The sequence below is a fragment of the Hallerella porci genome, from assembly GCF_003148885.1.
GTDB classification, from domain to species: domain Bacteria; phylum Fibrobacterota; class Fibrobacteria; order Fibrobacterales; family Fibrobacteraceae; genus Hallerella; species Hallerella porci.
On the sequence record NZ_QGHD01000006.1, the window covers coordinates 50,534 to 72,375 of the forward strand.

19 protein-coding genes are annotated in these 21,842 nt (G+C 46.4%); 14 read left to right on the forward strand and 5 right to left on the reverse strand.

Features of this window, described 5'->3' with window-relative positions; genetic code table 11:
• The first annotated feature begins 198 nt into the window (after nucleotides 1-198).
• The 6 genes from B0H50_RS04600 to B0H50_RS13285 all read left to right on the forward strand — a co-directional run bounded on the left by B0H50_RS04600 (nucleotide 199) and on the right by B0H50_RS13285 (nucleotide 6,602).
• On the forward strand, nucleotides 199-912 hold the full coding sequence (locus B0H50_RS04600; RefSeq protein ID WP_158256402.1) for a tetratricopeptide repeat protein: 714 nt from the start codon (nucleotides 199-201) through the stop codon (nucleotides 910-912).
• Nucleotides 905-2,068 (forward strand): serine/threonine protein kinase, encoded by a 1,164-nt coding sequence (locus tag B0H50_RS04605; RefSeq protein ID WP_106197281.1) that lies wholly within the window; start codon nucleotides 905-907, stop codon nucleotides 2,066-2,068. Before B0H50_RS04600 ends, B0H50_RS04605 begins: the two co-directional genes overlap by 8 nt.
• A gap of 9 nt (nucleotides 2,069-2,077) precedes the next feature.
• The gene (locus B0H50_RS04610) at nucleotides 2,078-3,553 is read left to right on the forward strand and encodes a sigma-54 interaction domain-containing protein (RefSeq protein WP_106197282.1); all 1,476 of its coding nucleotides are present in this window, start codon (nucleotides 2,078-2,080) and stop codon (nucleotides 3,551-3,553) included.
• Nucleotides 3,554-3,799: 246 nt separating this feature from the next.
• Nucleotides 3,800-6,103: a beta-xylosidase family glycoside hydrolase gene (locus B0H50_RS04615; RefSeq protein WP_106197345.1), complete on the forward strand. Its 2,304-nt coding sequence runs from the start codon at nucleotides 3,800-3,802 to the stop codon at nucleotides 6,101-6,103.
• Nucleotides 6,104-6,132: 29 nt separating this feature from the next.
• Nucleotides 6,133-6,450, forward strand: a complete 318-nt coding sequence (locus B0H50_RS04620; protein WP_106197283.1) for an alpha-amylase family protein — start codon at nucleotides 6,133-6,135, stop codon at nucleotides 6,448-6,450.
• A complete protein-coding gene (locus B0H50_RS13285) occupies nucleotides 6,447-6,602 on the forward strand; it encodes a hypothetical protein (protein ID WP_158256403.1) in 156 nt (51 codons plus the stop codon). Before B0H50_RS04620 ends, B0H50_RS13285 begins: the two co-directional genes overlap by 4 nt.
• 45 nt (nucleotides 6,603-6,647) lie before the next feature.
• Here the strand turns inward: B0H50_RS13285 and B0H50_RS04625 are convergent, their stop codons facing one another.
• The 4 genes from B0H50_RS04625 to alr form a co-directional block, all read right to left on the reverse strand.
• The gene (locus B0H50_RS04625) at nucleotides 6,648-6,914 is read right to left on the reverse strand and encodes a hypothetical protein (RefSeq protein ID WP_109587317.1); all 267 of its coding nucleotides are present in this window, start codon (nucleotides 6,912-6,914) and stop codon (nucleotides 6,648-6,650) included.
• A gap of 65 nt (nucleotides 6,915-6,979) precedes the next feature.
• Nucleotides 6,980-7,390, reverse strand: a complete 411-nt coding sequence (locus B0H50_RS04630) for a type I restriction enzyme HsdR N-terminal domain-containing protein (RefSeq protein ID WP_106197285.1) — start codon at nucleotides 7,388-7,390, stop codon at nucleotides 6,980-6,982.
• Between the two features lie 15 nt (nucleotides 7,391-7,405).
• Nucleotides 7,406-7,882 carry a phosphatidylglycerophosphatase A family protein gene (locus B0H50_RS04635; protein ID WP_106197286.1) on the reverse strand — a complete coding sequence of 159 codons (477 nt, stop codon included), beginning with the start codon at nucleotides 7,880-7,882 and terminating at the stop codon, nucleotides 7,406-7,408.
• Nucleotides 7,882-9,132, reverse strand: a complete 1,251-nt coding sequence (gene alr, locus B0H50_RS04640; RefSeq protein WP_106197287.1) for an alanine racemase — start codon at nucleotides 9,130-9,132, stop codon at nucleotides 7,882-7,884. The genes B0H50_RS04635 and alr overlap by 1 nt, the downstream gene beginning before the upstream one ends.
• A gap of 202 nt (nucleotides 9,133-9,334) precedes the next feature.
• On the opposite strand from alr, the gene B0H50_RS04645 reads away from it, so the two are divergent.
• The 4 genes from B0H50_RS04645 to B0H50_RS04660 all read left to right on the forward strand — a co-directional run bounded on the left by B0H50_RS04645 (nucleotide 9,335) and on the right by B0H50_RS04660 (nucleotide 16,011).
• Nucleotides 9,335-11,107 carry a cellulase family glycosylhydrolase gene (locus B0H50_RS04645; RefSeq protein ID WP_106197288.1) on the forward strand — a complete coding sequence of 591 codons (1,773 nt, stop codon included), beginning with the start codon at nucleotides 9,335-9,337 and terminating at the stop codon, nucleotides 11,105-11,107.
• 156 nt (nucleotides 11,108-11,263) lie between these two features.
• A complete protein-coding gene (pheT, locus tag B0H50_RS04650; RefSeq protein ID WP_109587318.1) occupies nucleotides 11,264-13,693 on the forward strand; it encodes a phenylalanine--tRNA ligase subunit beta in 2,430 nt (809 codons plus the stop codon).
• Between the two features lie 20 nt (nucleotides 13,694-13,713).
• Entirely contained in the window at nucleotides 13,714-15,669 is a 1,956-nt protein-coding gene (gene dnaX / locus B0H50_RS04655) for a DNA polymerase III subunit gamma/tau (protein ID WP_106197290.1), read from the forward strand.
• 30 nt (nucleotides 15,670-15,699) lie between these two features.
• On the forward strand, nucleotides 15,700-16,011 hold the full coding sequence (locus B0H50_RS04660; RefSeq protein WP_106197291.1) for a YbaB/EbfC family nucleoid-associated protein: 312 nt from the start codon (nucleotides 15,700-15,702) through the stop codon (nucleotides 16,009-16,011).
• Between the two features lie 51 nt (nucleotides 16,012-16,062).
• Here the strand turns inward: B0H50_RS04660 and B0H50_RS04665 are convergent, their stop codons facing one another.
• Nucleotides 16,063-17,319 (reverse strand): sugar transferase, encoded by a 1,257-nt coding sequence (locus tag B0H50_RS04665; protein ID WP_109587319.1) that lies wholly within the window; start codon nucleotides 17,317-17,319, stop codon nucleotides 16,063-16,065.
• Nucleotides 17,320-17,382: 63 nt separating this feature from the next.
• Between B0H50_RS04665 and B0H50_RS04670 the strand changes: the two genes are divergently transcribed.
• The 4 genes from B0H50_RS04670 to B0H50_RS04685 are packed head-to-tail and all read left to right on the forward strand — an operon-like array spanning nucleotide 17,383 to nucleotide 21,823.
• Nucleotides 17,383-18,672 carry a homoserine dehydrogenase gene (locus B0H50_RS04670; RefSeq protein ID WP_106197346.1) on the forward strand — a complete coding sequence of 430 codons (1,290 nt, stop codon included), beginning with the start codon at nucleotides 17,383-17,385 and terminating at the stop codon, nucleotides 18,670-18,672.
• A gap of 5 nt (nucleotides 18,673-18,677) precedes the next feature.
• Nucleotides 18,678-20,129 (forward strand): sugar transferase, encoded by a 1,452-nt coding sequence (locus B0H50_RS04675; RefSeq protein ID WP_109587320.1) that lies wholly within the window; start codon nucleotides 18,678-18,680, stop codon nucleotides 20,127-20,129.
• Nucleotides 20,129-20,992, forward strand: a complete 864-nt coding sequence (nadC, locus tag B0H50_RS04680) for a carboxylating nicotinate-nucleotide diphosphorylase (RefSeq protein WP_106197294.1) — start codon at nucleotides 20,129-20,131, stop codon at nucleotides 20,990-20,992. Before B0H50_RS04675 ends, nadC begins: the two co-directional genes overlap by 1 nt.
• A 15-nt stretch (nucleotides 20,993-21,007) precedes the next feature.
• On the forward strand, nucleotides 21,008-21,823 hold the full coding sequence (locus tag B0H50_RS04685; protein WP_106197295.1) for a type III pantothenate kinase: 816 nt from the start codon (nucleotides 21,008-21,010) through the stop codon (nucleotides 21,821-21,823).
• The last annotated feature ends 19 nt before the right edge of the window (nucleotides 21,824-21,842 follow it).

Here is a 21,842-nt window from a genome sequence, read left to right on the forward strand (position 1 = left end):
TTGTAATATAAATACTTCTGCGCAGAAAATTTTCCGCTTTTTATTTTTTATCCCGATTTTATGTTCACGGTGAGCGGTATCAACTTTGTTTTTTGGGGAAACTAAATGCGACGAAATTCTTTTTTCGTGGCGATAGCGTTCAAAAAATCTATATTGCAAGAATAATTTTTTCGGGTAAATTTGCCGATGAAAAGAAAAATGCAAAAGAATTCCATTCTTTCGAAAGCGGCTTGGAAAGCGTTCTGCTTCGCCGTGATTTTGGCATTTTTCGGTTGCCGCTCTTTAGAAACTTTGGGAAATGAAGCGTTAAATGTCGGCGATTACGACCGCGCAATTGCCGCATTTTCCAAAGCGTTAGACGAATTTCCAGCGGATAGAGATGCGCGTTATGGCATGGCGCTTGCGCGATTTGGCAAAGCGGAAGCCGGTGAAAAAATCGGCGAACATTCCGTGGAACTTTGGACGAAAACGGTTGCCGAATTTCGCATTTTAGAAAAAATCGATTCGTCGGCAGCAAAAGAAATGCATTCGTCTGCGCTCTTCTATTTAGCGCGCGCAAAAATTTCGGAAAATGAAAAAGCAAAAGTTCTCGGCATTTTGAATGAATCGTTAAAGCTCGATAGCGCAAACGATTTCAGCTGGAATTTAAAAGCGTTAGCGCTCCAAGGGGCGGGCGATAGAGAAAGCGCACAGAAAATTTTTACAGAAATTTTGAAAAGAAATGCGGCGTTTGCTCCGGCGTATTCGAATCTCGGAAGCCTTTATTGGGAAGACGGAAAAGTCGAAGATGCGTGGGACATTTGGTCGATGGGCGCAAAGCGTTTTCCGAAAAATCATGCGCTGCAATTTTGGACAAAAGTCGCCGAAGATAGTTTGAAATCTGCGGTGCTTTCGGGGAATTCTCATGAATGAAAATTTTGAAAATCGACTTTCGCATTTTCAAAAAGTGGGCGCGGGCAGTGAAGCGGTCGTTTACCGCGCACTTCTCGACGAAAAAATTCCTGTCGCATTTCGTTGGAATTTAGAAAGCGTTTCGGCGAAAAATGAAAGCGCAAAAATAGACGATGGCGAAGTGAAAAAGTTCGCGGGAATGGCGACGATTTTAGGCAAAGGAATTTTGAAAAATCGTCCGTTTTCTCTTGCGGAATATATCGTCGGAATTTCAAGTGCCGAAGCTTCGCCGATGCCGCCGAAAATCGCGGTGAAAATGCTTCGCAAACTTTGCGGAAATCTTTCGGTGATGGCGGATGCCGAAATTTTTCACGGGGATTTAAGCCCCGAAAATGTGCTCATCGATGAAAAAGAAAATCCAGTTCTTATCGACTTCGGTTCGTCTTGCGTCGGAACGCCGCGCTTCATTTCTCCCGAATGTTTGGAAGGAAATGCAGCGACAGAAAAAAGTGAAATTTTTAGTTTGGGCGCGCTGTTATATTTTTGGATTTCGGGTGAACCGCTTTTTGGTGGAGACAGTTTAAACGCGATTGAAAATTCCATTTTCCAAGTGGATGATTACGACGAAACTTTGTGCTTGCGCAGCCTCGGAAAATTGCCGATTGAAATTATCCAAAAATTAGAACCGCTTTGGAAAGGAACTCTCCGCCGCGATGCAAACGATCGCTTTGAAGATTTAGATGAATTAGACGAATGTTTAGAAATCGCCGAAAGCGAACTTTCTCTCGACGATTCGCCTTTGAGCGCTCAGCAAGAATTGATTTGGAAAAATCATCTTGCGCTTTCGATTCGGGAACACGAAACGGGAGTTCGTCATGCGCCCGAAGAATTTCTTTTTGCTGAAACACAAAAATCGGGAACTTTTATTCCGAAGTTTTTCAAAAAGTGCTTTTCAAATGGGAACTTTTTTCCCATTCTCGGTATTTTTCTCTTTATTTTTATTCTTCTCAGTTTTATATTCTTCTTGAAGACAAATTCTCCGGATGTGGAAACCGTCGGAAAATCCATGCTCAAAAAAACGCGTTCGCTCGAAAGTGAAGAAAGCGTGGAAAATGATTCGGCAGTTTCTGTCCGCGGAATGATGACGGATGCAGATTCTAATTCTGCAGACGAATAAAGGAGAATTATGAATCAAGAATCGATGCAAGCGTCGGCAGAATTGCTCGACATGTTGATGCAACTTTTGGATGAATCGACTCCGCAAGAATTGCTTCCGCGCATTGCGAAAGTTGCGTGTCAAGTTTTGCATGCGGATTCTGCGGTTTTAGAAATTCCCGCGGAACTTGCGGATGAACCGTTTCGTTTTGCGTATCCGGCATCGGTTGCGATTTCATCGAGTGCGGTGCGCCGCGCCCGCGAAGAAAAAACAGCGGTGCTTTGGAATCAAGCGGATGGCGATGTGGATATTTCAAAATCCATCGTCAAAAATAAACTTACAAGTATTATGGTCGCTCCGTTTCGGACGCCTTCGGCCAATGTCGTTTCGGGATTTTTGTATTTGCAACGCGAAGCCCGCAAAGAACCGTTTACGGAAATGGAGAAAAAACTTTTTGATCAATTCGTTCACGTTTCCGAAAAAATTGCATTCTCCGCTTATAATCGTCAAAGCGATAGGGAATCGTTAGATGCGCTTCGCGGCATTACCCGCAAAGGCGCAATTGTTTATTCGTCCGAATCGATGGCGAAGATGATTGCGAAAGCCGAAAAATTTTTAGCGTTGCCTGCGCCGATTATTATCCGCGGCGAAACGGGAACGGGAAAAGAAGTGCTCGCCCGTTGGATTCACAGCCAAAGTCCGCGGGCAGAAAAACCGTTTGTCGCCATTAACTGCGGAGCGATTCCGGAAAATTTAATGGAATCGATTTTGTTTGGGCATGTGAAAGGCTCGTTTACGGGAGCTATCGATACGCGAAAAGGCGTTTTCGAAGAAGCCGAAGGCGGGACGCTTTTTCTCGATGAAATCGGCGAACTTCCGCTGACGATGCAAGTGAAACTTCTCCGCGTTTTGCAAGAGCATCACATTACACGTGTCGGCGATAACCGTGAAATTCCGGTGAATGTGCGAATCATTTCGGCAACTCATGTGAATTTGGAAAAAGCGATTGAAGAACATCGCTTCCGCGAAGATTTGTATTATCGCATTCAAGTGATGTCCCTTGATTTGCCACCGCTTCGAGAACGCGGACAAGATGTGCTTTTGCTCGCCGAAGATTTTGCAAAACATTATGCGCAAGAATATGGCCTTGGACGTTTTCATTTTTCACGCGCCGCCGAAAAAGCGCTGCTCGCGTATTCGTTCCCCGGCAATGTACGCGAACTCGAAAATAAAGTGCAAAAGGCTTTGGTCCAGGCCGAAAAATGCATTATCCAGCCGAAGGATTTAGAGCTCGATGTGCTCCGCGAAAAAGTGAAAGAATCTCCGCGAACTCTCAAAGAATCCCGCGAAATTTCGGACCGAGCTGTCATCGATTCTGCGCTTCGTGATGCCAATGGCAACTTAACTTTAGCCGCAACGATTTTAGGAGTCGATCGCAAAGTCCTCCGCGAAATCATGGAAAGGCTGAATATGAAAAAAGAAGAATACAAGAAAATGAGAAATTAGGAATGTAGATGATGGCGACGAAAATTGTAGTGAATTGAAATTCTTCAACGATAAATTGGGTTGCAAAATACTATATGGCAAAAACAAAGAAAATGTGAGAGAAAAGAAAAATGATTTGGAAAAATTTTAGTTGTTAATAGACTTGATAATTTATCCATAAAACATTTTCCCGTGGCGGCCTTCTTCTTTGGAATCGAACTTACTTTTAGTTTGTATAAGCGGTGGTGCGCTTATGAAGGAGTCAAAATGGGATGGTTTAAAAGTTTGGGAATTTCCCTGGCTTGTTTTTGTGTTGCAAATGCGGCGACGGTTTCAAATCCGATTATTTGGGCAGATGTTCCCGATGTATCGACGACGCGCGTGGACGATACTTATTACATGGTTTCGACGACGATGCATTTTGCGCCCGGCGTCCCAGTGATGAAATCGACGGATTTAGCGAATTGGCGCACGGTCGGCTATGCGTATCAGACTTTAACGAATAACGATAATCAGAATTTAGAGAACGGAAAAGACGCCTACGGAAAAGGTTCGTGGGCTTCGAGCATTCGGTATCACAAGGGATTTTTTTATGTTCTCACGCCATCTTATACGACAGGGAAAACGCACCTTTATAAAACCGATGACGTCGAAAGCGGTAACTGGAGCGAAGTGCAACTTCCGTTTTATCACGATCCATCGCTTTTTTTTGATGATGACGGCTCTGTCTTTGTGATTTATGGCGGCGGAGAAATTAGCTATGTTGAATTAAATTCCGATGCATCGGGAGTGAAACAAGGCGGAAGAAGCGGAAAATTAAACGGCGTCAATGCCGAAACGGCGGCGGGCACGAGCAATTTTATCGTCAAGCAAGAAGGTTCGCAAATGTTCAAAGTGAACGGCGAATATTACTTGTTTACGATTTCTTGGCCGAGCGGAAAATGCAGAACCGAATTGGTGTATCGTTCGAAAACTTTGCTCGGCGAATACACGGGAAAAATTTTCCTGCAAAATAATGGAGTGGCTCAAGGCGGCATTTTTGATACTCCCGAAGGAAACTGGTATGCGATGCTTTTCCGCGATTCGGGACCTGTCGGACGCATTCCATATTTGGTGCCGATGAAATGGGAAAATGGTTGGCCCGTTGCCGAGAATGGAAGCGCTCCTGAAACGTTGAATTTGCCAAACGAAACGGCTGTCGGTTATAACTTAGTCACGTCGGATGATTTTACTTCGGATGCTTTGGCTTTAGAATGGCAATGGAATCACAATCCCGATAATAAAAATTGGTCGTTAAAAGCAAATCCGGGAAATTTACGCATTACGACGAGCCGCGTCGATTCTCGCATTGTGACGGCAAAAAATACTCTCACGCAGCGCACCTTTGGCCCGAAATGTTCGGGGCGAATTTTACTCGATGGAGCGCACATGAAAGACGGCGATATTGCAGGGCTTGTGGCGCTTCAAGATAAGAAAGGATTTGTCGGACTCACGAAAGAAAATGGAAATTATAAAGTCGTGATGTTTGAAGGCGATAAAGATTCGGAATCGCAGAAAGCGTCTGCACCATTTGCAAGTTCAAAAATTTATTTGCGAATCGATTTTGATTTGCCGCGCGATAAAGGAACGGCTTCATTTTATTACAGCGAAAATGGAAATTCTTGGACGAAAATCGGTTCGGATGTATCGCTCGAATATTCGCTTGGAATGTTTGTCGGTTACCGCTTTGGGCTTTTCAATTATGCGACGAAAACGGCGGGCGGTTACGTCGATTTTGATTGGTTTAAAATCGGGCGCAATGTAAGTGAAGAAATTTATCTCGATGATGAAGAACCGATTCCGCAGACAGCGCATAATGCGACTCAGACTCCGTGGGCAATTCCGGGGAAAATTGAAATGGAAGACTTTGACGATCCGGGCAAAGGAAAGGACGCGCAGTCTTACAGCGAAAGCGACGCAGAAAACCATGGCGATAGCGATTACCGCGAAGGCACAGGCGTCGACCTTTACAAAAAGGCGACGGGCATTATCGTGGGTTACAACGCCGAAGGCGAATGGCTCGAATACACAGTGAATGTGAAAAAGGCGGGCGACTATACGCTCTTTGTGGCGGTTGCTGCGGCGGGCTCCACTTCGAGTTTCAAATTTTCTCTCGACAGCGATGATATTACCGAAGAAATTGCGGTTCCCGCTGCGAAAGAAGGCGAAGAAAATTACGATGAGTACAACAAAGTCAAAGCGAATGTGACTCTCCCCGAAGGAATTCATATTTTGCGTTTTACGGTGATGGGCGCGTGGCTTGATATTGACTACATCACATTCGTCTCGGGAAAGGATGCGGTAGATCCAGAACCGATTGAAAAACCTTCTGCGATTGCAAAAATTCACATGCAAGCAACTGGCGTGCAAAAATATCGCGTGTTCAGCCTGAATGGAAACTTGTTAGGAACGATTTTCAGCGATGGCGTAAACCTTGTGCAGTCGACTCGCAATCTTGTAGGTGAACGTGGCGTTTACATTGTCAAGCCTTCGCGCGGAGGCATGTTGCAGAGGATTACCATTTCAAAATAATGGGTTGTTTTGAAAGGCGAGGTTTCTCGATGAAAAGAAAATTTGTACAAAATAAATGGAATTGGACCAGTGCGATTCTATTGTCGTTAGGGATAACTGCAGAGACAAATGCAAATCCCGATAGTCTCGTGCTGACGCCGCCGATGGGTTGGAACAGCTGGAATATTTTTCACGAAAACATCAACGAAAATCAGATTAAGGAAATCGCCGATGCGATGGTTTCTTCGGGTATGCGCGATGCGGGATACATTTATATAAATCTCGACGATAACTGGATGGATACCAAGCGCGATGCAAACGGTGCGCTCACGCACAATCCGAAAACGTTTCCGAGTGGCATGAAATGAGTGTGCACCGCTTCGCGGTGTTCCGCCTTTGTGAAAAAAGCGCGATGGCAAAAAAGAAAACCGCAGAAAAACCATCTGCGGAATTGAAAGAAGCCGAAGAAATCGGACGAAAATTAGCAAGAGCAATAAAAGGAGAAGTATTTGGCGTGTAAAAAGATTATTCAAACCAAAATAAAAAGCAGCAAAAATGCTGCGATTTATTTTTTATAAAAGAAGTCTTTTAAAGTTTGCTTAGAATCAAATTCTTTCTTTTTTCTCTCTTTACGAATTTTAACCGAGGACGTTCTCCAAGCGTGAATAATCATACCAATAAACACAATCCAAATCGCCATAAAAAACGGACTACCGCTAAACGGTGCTCCAAAAAGGAAAGCAATAATAAAAAAGACGAAAATCACGCCTAAAACAAGATTAACCCCGGAAAGAATTCCGCCAAATAGCATGTCTAGAAAAGGAAATTTCATAATCTAGCCTCCGAGTTCATGATTTTACATTATCAAAATAAATTAAAATTTGAACAAAAATGTTACTAAAAATCAGGAAGATTTTCAATTCTGTGGTAGCTTTTTTTGTCGGCGTTTAGGGCTAGGAAAATGGCGGATTCGCCGAGGGCGAGCATGATGAATTTCGGCGTGAGAATGCGCAGATATTTGTTGATTTGCACTTGCAATAAAGCGGGCGAATCGACTCCGGGGCGTTTGCATTCGACGAGAAGCCAAGGCTCTTGAACGGATGCGCCGGCGCGGAAATTGTGCACTAAAATATCGACGCGGTCTGCGTTATTCGGGACGATATTGCGCAACGCAAATTCGGTCTCGAGAAGATGCGCGGGAACTTTTTTTTCGCGGAGAAGCCAATCGACGACTTTTTGCCGAATCGCTTCTTCGGGAGTCGCTTTGATTTCTTTTTTGCGGGAAATGTCGAAGAAAGAATCGCTCACAGAATCTTGTAAAAATTAGAGGAAAAAATGTGCGATAAGGAAAAGGCAAATGCCCGAATAAATGCCGCCGAGAATGTCGTCGGCCATCACTCCCCAAGCCCGCGGCAATTTTTCGAGTTGATGAATGCCGAGCGGTTTTAAAATATCGAAGAATCGGAAAAATCCAAACCCGAGAGCGATCATCCACGGATTTGCGGTGAGCGCTTCGGGCGGAAGAAATGCGAACGCCGTAAAAATTCCTGCGGCTTCATCGATGACAATCCAGCCCGGATCTTCGGTTTGCGTATCTTTCATCGCTTTATTCACAAAGGGAATGGCGACGAAAAATGTGATCGCTGCGAGAAGCGCAAAGCATCCCGAAAAGCTGACTTGTAAAAGCGGCCAAGAAAGAATGGCGGCAAGTAAACTGCCAAAAGTTCCAGGCGCTTTTTTCGCAAGACCTGAGCCGAAAAAGGTGACGACGAGCAGAGTGAATTTATCGGTTTTATGCATTATTTTTCACGGAGCGGATACGATGTGAACGGCGGAATATGGAATTCTTCTTTCAAATCGTCCCAGCGGATTAAACGATTTTTCCAAATGTATTTGCGGTAAAGTCGGCGGGCAACGCGGCTTGTGATTTCGTAAGGAATCGTGTGATGCGCTTCGGCGACTGCTTCCATCGAAATGCGGGCATCGGCTGCTCCATCGACGACTTCGACGGTTTCGCCAATTTGCACATCGGGAATGCGGCTTACATCGACCATCGTCGCATCCATGCAGACGCGGCCGAGAATGGGGCAAAGTTGATTGCGGATGAGAACGTAACCGTTGTTGTATTCGCCGCGGAGATAACCGTCGCCGTAACCGATTGCGATTGTCGCGACTTTCGTCGGCTGTTGCGCAACCCAATATTGTCCATAAGAAACGCCTTCGCCGGTGGGCACTTCGTGAATGTTTCGAATCGTCGATTTAATCGTCATGACCGGCTTTAATTCCGGATATTCAAATCCTTCGGGCGGCGTTGCTCCCATCGGATTGTACCCGTAGAGAACAAGTCCCGGACGCACCATATCAAAATGGCTTTCGGGGTGACGTAATGTGCCTGCGGAACTTGAGCAGTGGCAAATCTGCGGACGAATGCCTTCGTTGGCGAGAAGTTCGACGAGATTTGAGAAACGGTCAATTTGACGCTGCGTGCTGATGTTGGAATTTTTATCGAGCATATCGGCGGTCGCAAGATGCGTAAACATACCGTCCACATGCAAATGCTTCAAAGTCAAAATTTGGCGAATCGTATCGAAATCGTCAAAGCGGATACCGAAGCGGTGCATGCCCGTGTTAATGGCGAGATGCGCATTGCAGGAAAGTCCGTTTTCTTCTAAGTATTTGTCAAAGGCGAGCGCGGTTTTTAAATCCGAGAGCGCAGACGTAAGTTGAAATTCGACGAGGTACGGAAAATCGGCGGGAATGCAAGGACCGAGAACAAGAATCGGTAGGTCCATGCCATATTGGCGTAAAAGCATCCCTTCGGAAAGGTGAGCGACTCCTAAAAAGTCGGCGCCGGCGAATTTTGCAGCATAAGCACAAGCGAGAGAGCCGTGGCCGTAACTATCGGCTTTGACCGGCAGTAAAATTTTTGTGCTCTTGGGAATGGATTTGCGGACAAATTGAATGTTGCTCGCGAGGGCGTCCAAATTGATTTCAATCCAGTTCGGGCGTGTAATAAGATTCAAATCGGGAGGAAGCTTAGATAAATTCATGGTTTAAATATAGCATCGCATTATCAAAATGGCTGAAGAAAAATGCGGTAATTTGTTGAAAATCAAAGACTTATAAATTCTAGGTCTGAAAATCTCTAGCCGATGAAAAATTGAGCTTGGATAAATTATCCATAGAAGTTTTTGTTCTGCGGGCATTTCTTCCTTTGCGAGAAATAAATTCCATAGAAAAAGGATTGGACGTATGAAAAAAATTTTCGCATTAGCAGTTCTTGCAGCATTTGTAACGCCGACTTTGGCGGCTTTTGCCGATGGCGGGGCAAAATTTGTCGGAAATATTACGACGAACGGTCAAATCCGTGAGGATATGGGCACATATTGGAATCAAATTACTCCTGAAAACGGATGCAAATGGGGCTCAATTCATTCGCTTTCGAACGGAAATTCGGGTACGAGTAAATTCGCTTGGGATAATTACGACAAATGCGAAAGTGCGTATAATTGGGCAAAAGAAAAACCGGGCGAACGCCATTTCAAATTTCACGCTCTCGTTTGGGGTTCGCAATATCCGAACTTTTTGTGCAAAAAGAAAAATCCGAGCATCACCGTGGAACTCACTAAAAAATACATCACCGAATGGTTTGATGCCGTCGCCGAAAAATTTCCCGATTTGGAATATATCGACGTCGTAAACGAAGCGATTTGGGCGGGCGATAATTATCACTCAGGCTACGGAAAGCCTGCTGCAGGCGCAAACGGCATTAGCACGGACGATACCGAATGCGGTGGCTCTTATATTATCGAAGCTTTGGGCGGCGATTCCATCGTCAACGGAAAGCACCAATATAATTTCATCACGAACGCATTTAAAATGGCGCGCGAACGTTGGCCAAAAGCGGTTTTAATTTACAACGATTACAACACATTGACTTGGCAAAAGAAAGAAGGCATTGAACTTGTTCAAACGATTGTGAAAAACGGCGCACCTGTCGATGCTTACGGTCAACAATCGCACGATTGCAAAGGCATGAGCAAAGCGGACTTCGAAAAAAATCTGACGGAAATTCACCAACAGACGGGTCTTCCGTTAATTATTTCGGAATACGATATCGGCGAAGAGGATGACCAAAAACAGAAAGAAGATTTCGCCAATCAAATTCCTTTCATGTGGGAAACGGAATGGATTGCGGGCATTACTTTGTGGGGTTACATCGACGGCGCAACTTGGGCAAATAATACGGGAATTATTAAAGATGGCAAAGATCGCGCATCGATGACTTGGCTCAAAGAATATTTTGCAAAAAATGTGAGCAAAGGAAAAAATACAACGGGATTAGGTGCGGGCGCCGCTGTGGAACCCGAACCGCAGACGCCGTTTAAAGGCACTGCATTTAAGATTCCCGGAAAAATTGAAGCTGAAGATTTTGATATTCCGGGCGTTGGAACGGGTAACGATTCGTACAGCGATGATTCGGAAAATCACGGCGATTCCGATTACCGGAAAGAAACGACGGTGGATTTATACAAAAAGGCAACCGGTGTCGTTGTCGGCTATAACTCCGAAGGCAACTGGCTTGAATATTCCGTCGATGTAGAAGAAGCGGGCGATTACACATTCTTTGCGGCAGTGGCTGCGGCAAATGACGGCCCGAGTTTCCAAATGGCATTAGACGGAAAAGCGTTAACCAATACGATTCAAGTTCCCAAGGCGACTGCGGGCGAAGAAAATTACGAAGACTACAACAAAGTTTCTGCGAATGTGACATTGCCCGCGGGCAAGCATATTTTACGGCTCAGCGTCATCAGTCCTTGGTTTGACATCGATTACTTTACATTTGTCAAAGGAAAAGATGCGACGGATCCAGAACCGATTCAAAAGGATACGACGGAAACGAAGAAAGATTCGACGACTGCAATTTTCCGCCGCGGCAGTGTGACGAAATCCGGCGCAATTCATTTGTACAGAATTCAAAAATTGTACGATTTGAAAGGTCGCGTCGTCCGTAGCAAACGCTAAATTTCTCTCTTAACAAAACTCCAATCTCATTACTCACACAAAAACTTCGCGGCGAATGCGGCGGAGTTTTTCTCATTTTCGTATTTCGGGCTTTTGCGTTTTGCGCGTCGCCGGTAAATTTTTTATTTTTACAGCGGAATTTTAAAAGGACAAATCATGAAAGTTTCTTTGAATTGGCTTCGCCGTCACGTGGATCTTCCGGAAAGTGCAGAAGATGTTGCAAAAGCATTAACTTCGATTGGTCTTGAAGTCGAAGGAATGGAAGAACCTGCGAAGCAATATGAAAAACTCGTCGTCGCAAAAGTTCTCACTTGTGAAGCGCATCCCGATAGCGATCATTTGCACATTACTACGGTGAACGATGGCAAGGAAACGTTGCAAGTTGTCTGCGGAGCGCCGAATGTTGCCGCGGGACAAACGGTGGTTTTGGCGCCGATCGGTGCAGAACTTCCTCTCCCCGATGGCAAGTCGCTCAAGATGAAAAAATCGAAAATCCGTGGCGTCGAAAGCTTCGGGATGATTTGCGCCGAAGATGAAATTGGACTTTCGGACGATCATGGTGGCATCATGGTCTTAGACGATTCAATTCCTGCGGGAACGCCGTTTATTTCTCTCGGACTTTACGATGCGACTTTTGAATTGAATGTTACGCCGAACCGTCCCGATGCACTTTCGCATCGCGGAGTTGCGCGTGAACTCGCTGCAAAATTTAACCGCCCGTTAAAGCCTCTCGCTTTTGAATTGAAAGAAGATAATTCCGCAGAAGCTTCGTCAAAAATCAAACTCACCGTAGAACCGGGCGCAGGTTGTTCGCGTTACGTCGGCCGCGTCATCGAAGATGTTCAGGTTGGACCTTCGCCGAGTTGGCTCGCACGCCTTCTCAAATCGGTGGGATTAAACAGCGTCAACAATGTCGTCGATGTGACGAATTTTGTGCTGATGGATGTGGGACAACCGCTCCATAGTTTTGATATGGCGAAACTTTCGGGCGCAGAAGTTGTCGTGCGCAAAGCAAGAGCTGGCGAAAAAATTGAAACCCTCGATCACAAAGAACATGAACTGACGACGGCGGATCTCGTGATTTGCGATGGCGATAAACCTTCTTGCGTTGCCGGTGTGATGGGCGGCGTCGAAAGTGAAATCACCGAAACGACGACGAAAGTTTTCCTCGAAAGCGCTTGGTTTAATCCGACTGTCGTGCGCAAACAAGCGCATCGCCTTTGCACTTCGACCGATTCCAGTTACCGCTTTGAACGCGGCATTGATTATTCGATGCAGCGCGAAGCTGACGATTACGCTTGCGCTTTAATTCAGCAAGTGGCCGGCGGTAAAGTGTTAAAAGGAACAGTGGAATATACCGGCGACGATCACCAGAAAAAGCCGTGGGTAGTAAGCCTCCGCGCTTCTCGTGTGACGAAAGTTTTGGGAATTACTCTCCCCGAAGAAGATATCATCCGTTACTTGACGGGCATCGGGCTCAAGCATCTCGGTGAAATGAATTTTGAAATTCCGCCGTTCCGTCCGGATCTCGAACGCGAAGTGGATTTGATTGAAGATGTCGCACGCCTTGTCGGCTTTGACAATATTCCTTACGATGTTCCGTCGTTCAAAATTAAGCCGAACGATCTCCCGGCCGAAGAAATTCTCGGACGTAAAATTCGTTATGCGCTTTCGGCTCTTGGTTTGCACGAATGCATTTCGCTTCGTTTTACGAGCGCTGCAAATACCGCAAAAGTTTTTGGCGAACCGGGCGATGATCCGCGCAGCAAGCCGGCAAAACTTTTGAACGCTCTTTCCGAAGAACTCGGCTGCGTTCCGACTTCTCTCATTCCGATTCTTCTCAAATCGGTGGCTGACAATGAAAAAAATCGCCCCGGTTCTGTGCGCCTTTTTGAAAACGGCAAAGCGCAATTTAAGAACGCCACTCGCCAAGATGACCGCGATCCGGGCTTTACCGAAAAGCCTGTTTTGTGCGCAGTCATCGCGGGCCATTACAAGATGGAAGCGCTCGATGATAAACCGCGCGAAGTCGAATTTGCAGACATTAAAGGTCTTGCCATTTCGCTCTTTAAGCGTCTCGGTTTGACGGTAGAAATTCGCGCAGCCGAAAAGCCCGAAGTCTTCTTGCACCCGGGAAAGCAAGCGGTAATCGTCTGCGGCAATTCCGTTCTCGGAAGCATCGGCGTTTTACATCCGGCGGTGCAGAAAGCGTTTGACATTAGCTACGCGACTGCGCTCTTCGAAGTCGATTTGGAAAAAGTTTTGAAGGCGACCGAAAAGAAGGTCATCTTTACGCCGTTCAGCCGCCAAGGATTTATGACCCGCGACATTTCGATGATGGTCGCAGAACGCATGACGAATGAAGCGATTTTGCAAAAATTGAATGCGTTCAAAGTCAAGAATTTGGCGAAGATTGAACTCAAGAGCGTTTACCAAGGTGCAGGCGTTCAACCGGGCGAAAAGAATATGGTTTACACGTTCACTTATCAGTCGATGACAGAAACCCTCACCGACGAAACCGTGAACAAGGCGCACGATAAGCTCCGCGAAAAACTTTCTGCGGATTCGGAAATCACTTTGCGTTAAGCGTAAAGAAGGCGAAGAAGATGGCTTATATCGCAATGGCACGCAAATGGCGGCCGAAATCGTTCAACGATTTGGTCGGTCAAGAGCATATTGCAAAGACGATCGAAAATGCAATTTCGGGCGGACGTTTGCATCACGCATTTCTCTTTACGGGAACGCGCGGCGTGGGTAAAACGACATCGGCTCGTATTCTTGCGCGGACATTAAATTGCACGGGCGGAAATCCGCTAGTTCCTTGTGGCAAATGCAAAAGCTGCTTGGACATCGAAAGCGGTCATCCGATGGATGTGATTGAAATCGATGCAGCTTCTAATACTGGCGTAGACAATATCCGCGATCTCTTGGAACAAACGCAGTACACGCCGATGATCGGCAAGTACAAAGTTTTCGTCATCGACGAAGTGCACATGCTTTCGAAGGGAGCGTTTAATGCGCTTTTGAAAACTCTCGAAGAACCGCCTCCGCATGTGATTTTCATCTTTGCGACGACCGAAGTCAATAAAGTTCCGCAGACGATTCTTTCTCGTGTGCAACGTTTTGATTTCAAACGCCTTTCGACAAAGCAAATCACCGGTCGCTTAAAATATATCTGCGAGCAAGAAGGCATTTCAACCGACGCTGAAGCTCTCGGGATGATCGCCGAAAAAGCGGACGGTTCGATGCGCGATGCGCTCACGTTCTTTGATCAGGCTTACGCATTTACCGGAAACGATATGAACGCCGAATCGGTGCGTTCTGTTCTCGGAATTCCGCCAAACGAATTGTATTTTTCTCTTCTCGAATCCATTGAAAATCACGATATCAAAGGAACATTTGCTGTCATCGAAAAAGCTTCGGAAACGGGAGTGGAATTTGCGCCACTTCTCGATGGATTTGCCAAATTTATCCGCAATAAATTATACGTTAAAGTCGGCGGTATTTCGGCGGAATCTCTCAACATTTCGGATGCGCTTTTCGGAAAATTGGAAAGCGCTTCGCCCAATCTTTCAAACGGCGATTTGCTTCGAATTGCTCGCATTTTAACCGATTTGCAAGGGAACATTCGGCGCAGTGCAAATCCGCGACTTTTGGTGGAATCGGCATTTGCGCGGATGGCTTACTTAGACCGCGTTGTCGATTTGAAACGGGCCTTGGCAGCGATTAACGACCCTGCTTCTCAGGGCGCAAAAAAAAAATTAGCTGAACCGAATTTTTCGGCTCCTGCGCCAGTTGCAGCTTCTACGCCTGCGGCGCCTTCCGCTAATTTTTCAAGTTCAACGGCGTCATTGTCTTCGAATTCACCTTCTGCGCCGGCGGATAATTCTCCGTTTGCGATTGATTTTGATGCGCCTCTCGGCGGAAATTCTTCGCCAAAAAATCCTGCGCCCGAACCGCAAACGCCGCCCGCAGAACCAGAACCGCCGATGGATGACGTGGGAATGTCTATCGATTTTGGCGGCGGCGATTTTATCCCCGAACCCGAAGAACACGCTAATTTGGATAATTTCGGTGCAGAAATGGATGCACCGCGGCAATATACGCGCTACGATGTTTGCAATGCGTGGCAAGAATTGGTCCGCAGCAGTTTTTCGCGCGAACTCGGATTTTTTGCGACGAGCCTCAACGGCTCATATTTGGAACACGGCGATTTTAACGAAAATCCGTATCGTTTGAAAGTCGTTTATCCCGCTTCGTTTAAGTGGGGCTACGATCAAATGATGAGCCGCGAAGATTACCGCAACCGTTTGGAAACGATTCTCGAAGATCGATTGCAGACAAAAGTGGTCGTCTCGTATGAACTTCTCGAGCCGAAGCCGGGCGAAGAAATTTCGTCAGTGCCCTTAACACCATGGGAAACCGATTTGCAAAAAGAACCGGTGCTTGCGCAATTTGCGGAACGCTTTATGGCGGAGCTCATTTCGACGCGTTCTGCGCCGCGGAATGCCGGAAACACGGACGATTGCAGCGATCAATGCGCTACGACTCCCGAAGAATAAATTTTCAATTCAAAACCAAAGGAACACGTTATGAACATGCAAAAAATGTTGAAGGATTTGCAGAAAATGCAATCGAAAATGGTCAAAGCTCAAAGCGAACTTCAAGCGCAAAGCTTTGAAGCCGAAGCGGGCGGCGGCATGGTGAAAGTCGTCTTGAATGGTCAAGGCATTATGACTTCGATTAAAATCAATCCGGATGCAGTCGATAAAGATGACGTGGAAGCTCTCGAAGATTTGGTGATGGCTGCGGTCAATTCTGCGGTCAAGAAAAAAGATGACCAATCGAAAGCGAGCATGGAAGAATTGATTCCTGCGGGCATGAAAATCCCTGGACTTATGTAAATTCATTTGAAAAAAAAGCGCAGCTTTGCTGCGCTTTTTTGATGAACTTTTTTAATAAGCCCCGTCGCTTTTGAAAACCGCTTTAAAGGTCTTGGCGACGAGCTGTAAGTCGGTGCCGAAATTTCCGTGTCGCACGTACTTGTTGTCGAGACGCATCCAATCTTCGAATCCGATGTCGCTGCGCCCGCTGACTTGCCAGAAGCAAGTGAGTCCCGGGATGACGGAAAGACGCATCTTGTGCCACGGCAAATATTCTTTGACTTCGGACGGAAGCGGGGGACGCGGTCCCACGACTGACATATCGCCCATGAGAATATTAAAAAGCTGCGGCAATTCGTCCAAACTAAATTTGCGAAGAATGTGACCCATCGGATAAATGCGCGGGTCATTTTTCATTTTAAAAGTCGGACCGCTCGATTCGTTAAATTTTTCCAATTCTTTTTTGCGTTCTTCGGCGTCGACATACATACTGCGGAATTTATACATCGTAAATAAATTGCCGTTTTTGCCGACGCGAGTTTGCTTAAAAATAATCGGGCCTTTCGGATCGCTGATTTTAACGATGAGCGCACAGGCGAGAAGCAGCGGCGAAAGCAAAATAATCGCGCAGAGAGAAGAAACAAAATCAAATGTGCGCTTCAGAGCGACTTTGACATATTCGAGTTTCTTATTCGTCTGCATTAAAATATCGGAATAGAACAAACGCTTGAGCGAGAAAAATCCGTTGTTGCGTTTATTGAATTTCGCAATGGAAGCGTCCAATTCTTGATCTTGCTTTTCTTGTAATCCGGTGTAAATGCAAACTTGAAAAACGGGTTGCCGCACTTTTTTGTGAAGCATCTCGACGAGGCCCGCTTTTTTGAGATTGATAAGCATCTTGCGGCGGAGGCGTTCGAGAACATGCAAATCCGAATCGATAAGGATTACGCCGAGTCCATCGGGATTATCCAAGTAGCCGACGATATCGGTGAATTTCGTTTCGGTTAAAACGGTGAGAACGGCGATTTTCCACGCCCGCACAAAAGAAGAATCGAATTTGTTAAATCCGACGAGATCGTATTGTCGGGTGACAATTTTAAAATAGAGAAACGGATGCTGATTTCGATTTGTCCGCAGAAATTCTTCGCGGAGACGCGTCTTAAAGAATTCCGCCGGGAAGACAACATTGCCGATGTCCTGCGGGGAAATCAGTCCCTCAAACTGTGATGGTGTTGAATCTTTATTCACGAATGTAAATATAACATAAACTTTTGCAAACGGCTTTGCAAGGGCGAAAGCTTTTTGCTTTTGCGTAATTCTCGTCAACATAACCATTTTAATCGGATTCAGTTTTTGCTAAATTTTCCGCGAAAAATTAAAATGGAGATTTTTATGCGTATTGGACTCATTGGCACCGGAACAATCGGCGGCGGCGTTGTCGAAATTTTGGAATCGAAAGTTTCGGAATACCGCGAAAAGTTGGGCTTAAATTTGGAACTCGCATGCATTTGCGCAAAGAGCGAAGAAGAAGTTGCGCCGTATAAAGCAAAAGGTTATGCGACGACGACCGATGCGATGACGATGATTACCGATCCTTCGATCAATGTAATCGTTGAACTCGCGGGCGGTTACGAAATGCCGCGGAAGTGGATTACCGCAGCTCTCGAAAATAAAAAGCATGTGGTCACAGCGAACAAAGCGATGCTCGCCAAATACGGTCACGAAATTTTCCCGCTCGCCGAGAAGAACGGTTGCCATGTTCTCTTTGAAGCTGCTGTTGGCGGAGGCATTCCCATTATTCGTAGCATTCAAGAAGGATTCGTCGGCAATAACGTTGAACACTTGAGCTGCATTATCAATGGCACTTGCAATTACATTCTTTCTCGCATGGGCGAAAGCGGACTTTCTTTTGAAGACGCATTGAAAGAAGCGCAGGCGAACGGCTTTGCCGAACGCAATCCGACTTTTGACATCGAAGGCATCGACTCGGCGCACAAGACGGCAATTCTTGCAAGCCTTTGCAGCGGCAAGTATGTGGACTTTGAAAAAATTCACGTGACCGGCGTTTCGAAAATCACTGCAGAAGATATTTCAAATGCGAAAGAACTCGGTTATAAAATCAAACTGCTCGGCATTTACGGTCGCGGAGAAGATGGCGCAGTCGATGCTCGCGTGCATCCGTGCCTCGTCCCGAACGATCATCTCTTGGCAAATGTCGATGGCGTTTTGAACGCGGTCTATTTGCAATGCGATAATTTGGGTCAGACTCTTCAAACGGGCGCAGGCGCAGGACGCCTCCCGACGGCAAGTGCCGTCGTCGCAGACTTGGTTTCGTTAGCGCGTTCTACCGATACCGGTGCGCGTAAACCGTTACCGATGGGCTGGTTCAACAAAGAAAATGCAGCAAAATTGACCCCGATCGAAGAAACGTATTCGCGTTATTATCTGCGCTTTACGACGAAGGATTCTTGCGGCGTTCTCGCAAGCATCACGGGCATCTTTAGCCAGAATAATATCTCGATTGAATCCCTCATTCAAAAAGATGTGAAGGATCCGGGCAAGGTAAGCATTATCGTTGTTTCGGAACGTTCGAAGGAAAGCAAAATCCTCGCAGCTCTCGAAGCGATTGATTCGCTTTCGGCAATTGCAGAAAAGAGTCAAATGATTCGCTTCCTCAAGTAAGCTTTATGTTCCGCGGAAACAAACTCGAATTCTTACTGCATCTTTTAGGCGACGCATTAGCTGTATTTCTCTGCTTTCTCGCCGCTTTTTGGGTGCAGTTCGACAGCGGATGGATCGCTGATAAATTTAATCCGGCGAAATTATTTTCAGAATATACCCGCGTGGCGATTGCGTCCACTTGCGGGTGGATTTTACTTTTTGCAATCACCGGACTTTATCGTTCTTGGCTTTTGCTTTCGCGGACGCTGCAAGTGTTGTACGTTGCCCGCGCAGCAGTGCTCGGCACTCTCGCCATTCTGCTCGGACTTTTCGGATTTGAATTTATCGGGCGCGTGACGACAGGATCGCCGCTTTTGGGCGATTACATTTACGGCTCGCGTTTCCGCTGGATTTTGCTTTACGGATTTGCCATCTTCTTTTTAGTCGCGACTTTTCGCATGGGAATTGCTCTCTTTTTGCGGGCACTTCTTCGGAAAGGTTACGGCGCAAATAAAATTCTCATTCTCGGGGCGACGGAAGCGGGCGAAAAAATTGCCAAAGCTTTTAGTCGTGCTCCCGAACGCGGTCGCAAAGTCGTCGGATTTTTAGACGAACATTTTTCGGTGATGGCGCATGAATTTGCGGGATTTCCTGTCCTCGGAAAATATTCGGATTTAGCTTCGATTGTAAAGAAGTATAAAATTTCGGGCATCGTCATTTCTCACGACAGTTCATCTCTCCAAGAAATTACGCGGGTGCTCGCTTGGGCGTGCGATTTGCCGTTACATATTTATGTAATTCCCGGCCTTTATAATGTGATTAGCGGACATTACCGCACGAATCTCGTTCACGGTTTTGAATTGCAAGAATTGTTTGCTTTTACGATGCCGCCGTGGCAAGTGCAAGTAAAACGTCTCATGGATATTATCGTCGCAGCCATTCTTCTCTTAGGCACTCTCCCGATTATGCTCTTCGCTGCGATTGCGATTAAGCTCGATTCCAAAGGTCCCGTTTTTTATTCGCAAGAACGCGTCGGGCTTTACGGCAAACGGTTTATGGTTCGCAAATTTCGAACGATGCGAACGGATGCTGAGAAAAATGGGGCGCAGTGGGCGACGAAAAATGACCCGCGCATTACTCGGGTCGGACGCTTCTTACGGAAAACGCGAATCGATGAATTGCCTCAACTTTTGAGCGTTCTCAAAGGTGAAATGAGCATGGTCGGACCGCGTCCAGAACGCGCTGTGTTCATCGAAAAACTCCGCGAACAAATTCCGTTTTATATCGGACGTTTAAAGATGAAGCCGGGCCTTACCGGTTGGGCACAAGTCCGCTATCATTACGACACAAGCCTCGAAGATGTGCAGAAAAAATTGGAATACGACATGTACTATTACGAGAATATGTCGCTACTTCTGGATCTTCAAATTTTATTCCGGACGATTTACGTCGTTCTCACAGGAAAAGGAGCTCAATAATGTACGGTGATAATTCAAAGCCGGTTTTTCCTACTGAAGATGCTCTCACGATGATTCGCTTGGCGCTCGCCGAAGATGTGCGCACGGGGGACGTGACAAGCCTTTGGACAATTCCTGCAAATCAAACCGAACACGCTCGATTAATCGCAAAAGAAGACGGCGTCTTGGCGGGGCTTCCGGTGATTGAACTCGTTTTCCAAGAACTCAAAGCGAATGTCAAAGTGACGCTTCATAAAGCCGACGGTGACGTGGTGAAAAAGGGCGATTTAATCGCAGAACTCGATGGCACGACCCGCGAACTTTTAACGGGCGAACGCACACTTCTCAATTTTATTCAGCAACTTTCGGGAGTTGCGACGGTTGCGCACCGTTTCCAAGAAGCGTTGAAAGCGGGAAAGACCCGCGTACTCGATACCCGCAAAACGATTCCGGGATTCCGCACAATGCAAAAGTATGCGGTCCGCGTTGGCGGCGGAAGCAATCATCGCATGGGACTTTTCGATATGGTTCTCGTAAAAGACAATCATATCGCTGCGTGCGGTGGCGTTTTAGAAGCGCTTGCTGTCGTCAAGAAAAATAACACGCAAAATCTCATGGTCGAGATGGAAGTTGAAAATCTCGAAGAATTGAGAAGCCTTTTGAATAAAGGCGTTGACGTCATCATGCTCGACAATATGTCAAATGAAATGATGGCAGAAGCGCTCCAAATTATCCGCGAAAGCGGGGACAAAGTTTTGGTCGAAGGCTCGGGCAATATGACTCTCGAACGCGCAAAAGAAATTGCGACTCTCGGGCTCGATTTCATTTCGGTCGGCGCTCTCACGCACAGTGTGAAGGCTCTCGACATTTCGATGCGCATTTGATTTCTTGGATTTGAAATGACGAAAGAACAATTCACCTTTGTTGTGGATGTGGGCAATACGCACACGGTTTTGGGCATTTACAAAGGCGAAAAAATCGTAGATCATTGGCGGCTGACAACGCATAAAGAAACGACGAGCGACGAAGTGATGAACCGCGTCGGCGGACTCATTCGCTTTTCGCAAATCAAGCCCGAAGAAATTTCGTCCGTGGGAATTTCTACCGTCGTTCCGGTGCTCGAACGTCCTTGGGTCAAAGCGCTTCAAAATTTGCTCAAGAAACCGGTGCAAGTTGTGAGCTCTAAAAATTGCCTCAACTGTCCGATTGCCTATGCGAACAAAGCATCTCTTGGCGCCGATCGCCTTTGCAATGTTATCGCGCTTAGACATCGCGGATTTAAAGATGCGATTGTCATCGACATGGGAACAGCGACGACCTTTGATGTGTTAAACGATGGACGCTTCGAAGGCGGACTTATTATTCCGGGAATTAGCGCAAGCATGGATGTGCTTTCCGAAAAGGCTGCGCGCCTAATGCCGGTGAGCATTGAATGGCCCGAACGCATCGTCGCAAACAATACCGATGACGCAATTCGCGCAGGTCTTCTCTTCGGATTCATCGCAGAACTCGAAGCGCTTGTGCAAAAAATCAAAACGGAACTAGGCAAAAAAGATATGCCTGTTTTTGCAACAGGTGGCTGGGGCCGCATGATTCTCGGACACACAAAAGTCATCAACACTTACGATCCGTATTTGACGGTGGACGGAGTGCGATTGGTCGCACTTTACGGAAATCGCGCCGAGGAAATTGACCGCGATAACGACGAAGTTTAACGAAAAAAATTAGGGGTCA

Bases quoted from the DNA above. Each gene is read 5' to 3' on its own strand.
- B0H50_RS04600 (WP_158256402.1), top strand. From the start codon at position 199: ATGCAAAAGAATTCCATTCTTTCGAAAGCGGCTTGGAAAGCGTTCTGC.
- B0H50_RS04605 (WP_106197281.1), top strand. From the start codon at position 905: ATGAATGAAAATTTTGAAAATCGACTTTCGCATTTTCAAAAAGTGGGC.
- B0H50_RS04610 (WP_106197282.1), top strand. From the start codon at position 2,078: ATGAATCAAGAATCGATGCAAGCGTCGGCAGAATTGCTCGACATGTTG.
- B0H50_RS04615 (WP_106197345.1), top strand. From the start codon at position 3,800: ATGGGATGGTTTAAAAGTTTGGGAATTTCCCTGGCTTGTTTTTGTGTT.
- B0H50_RS04620 (WP_106197283.1), top strand. From the start codon at position 6,133: ATGAAAAGAAAATTTGTACAAAATAAATGGAATTGGACCAGTGCGATT.
- B0H50_RS13285 (WP_158256403.1), top strand. From the start codon at position 6,447: ATGAGTGTGCACCGCTTCGCGGTGTTCCGCCTTTGTGAAAAAAGCGCG.
- B0H50_RS04625 (WP_109587317.1), bottom strand. From the start codon at position 6,914: ATGAAATTTCCTTTTCTAGACATGCTATTTGGCGGAATTCTTTCCGGG.
- B0H50_RS04635 (WP_106197286.1), bottom strand. From the start codon at position 7,882: ATGCATAAAACCGATAAATTCACTCTGCTCGTCGTCACCTTTTTCGGC.
- alr (WP_106197287.1), bottom strand. From the start codon at position 9,132: ATGAATTTATCTAAGCTTCCTCCCGATTTGAATCTTATTACACGCCCG.
- B0H50_RS04645 (WP_106197288.1), top strand. From the start codon at position 9,335: ATGAAAAAAATTTTCGCATTAGCAGTTCTTGCAGCATTTGTAACGCCG.
- pheT (WP_109587318.1), top strand. From the start codon at position 11,264: ATGAAAGTTTCTTTGAATTGGCTTCGCCGTCACGTGGATCTTCCGGAA.
- dnaX (WP_106197290.1), top strand. From the start codon at position 13,714: ATGGCTTATATCGCAATGGCACGCAAATGGCGGCCGAAATCGTTCAAC.
- B0H50_RS04660 (WP_106197291.1), top strand. From the start codon at position 15,700: ATGAACATGCAAAAAATGTTGAAGGATTTGCAGAAAATGCAATCGAAA.
- B0H50_RS04665 (WP_109587319.1), bottom strand. From the start codon at position 17,319: ATGTTGACGAGAATTACGCAAAAGCAAAAAGCTTTCGCCCTTGCAAAG.
- B0H50_RS04670 (WP_106197346.1), top strand. From the start codon at position 17,383: ATGCGTATTGGACTCATTGGCACCGGAACAATCGGCGGCGGCGTTGTC.
- B0H50_RS04675 (WP_109587320.1), top strand. From the start codon at position 18,678: ATGTTCCGCGGAAACAAACTCGAATTCTTACTGCATCTTTTAGGCGAC.
- nadC (WP_106197294.1), top strand. From the start codon at position 20,129: ATGTACGGTGATAATTCAAAGCCGGTTTTTCCTACTGAAGATGCTCTC.
- B0H50_RS04685 (WP_106197295.1), top strand. From the start codon at position 21,008: ATGACGAAAGAACAATTCACCTTTGTTGTGGATGTGGGCAATACGCAC.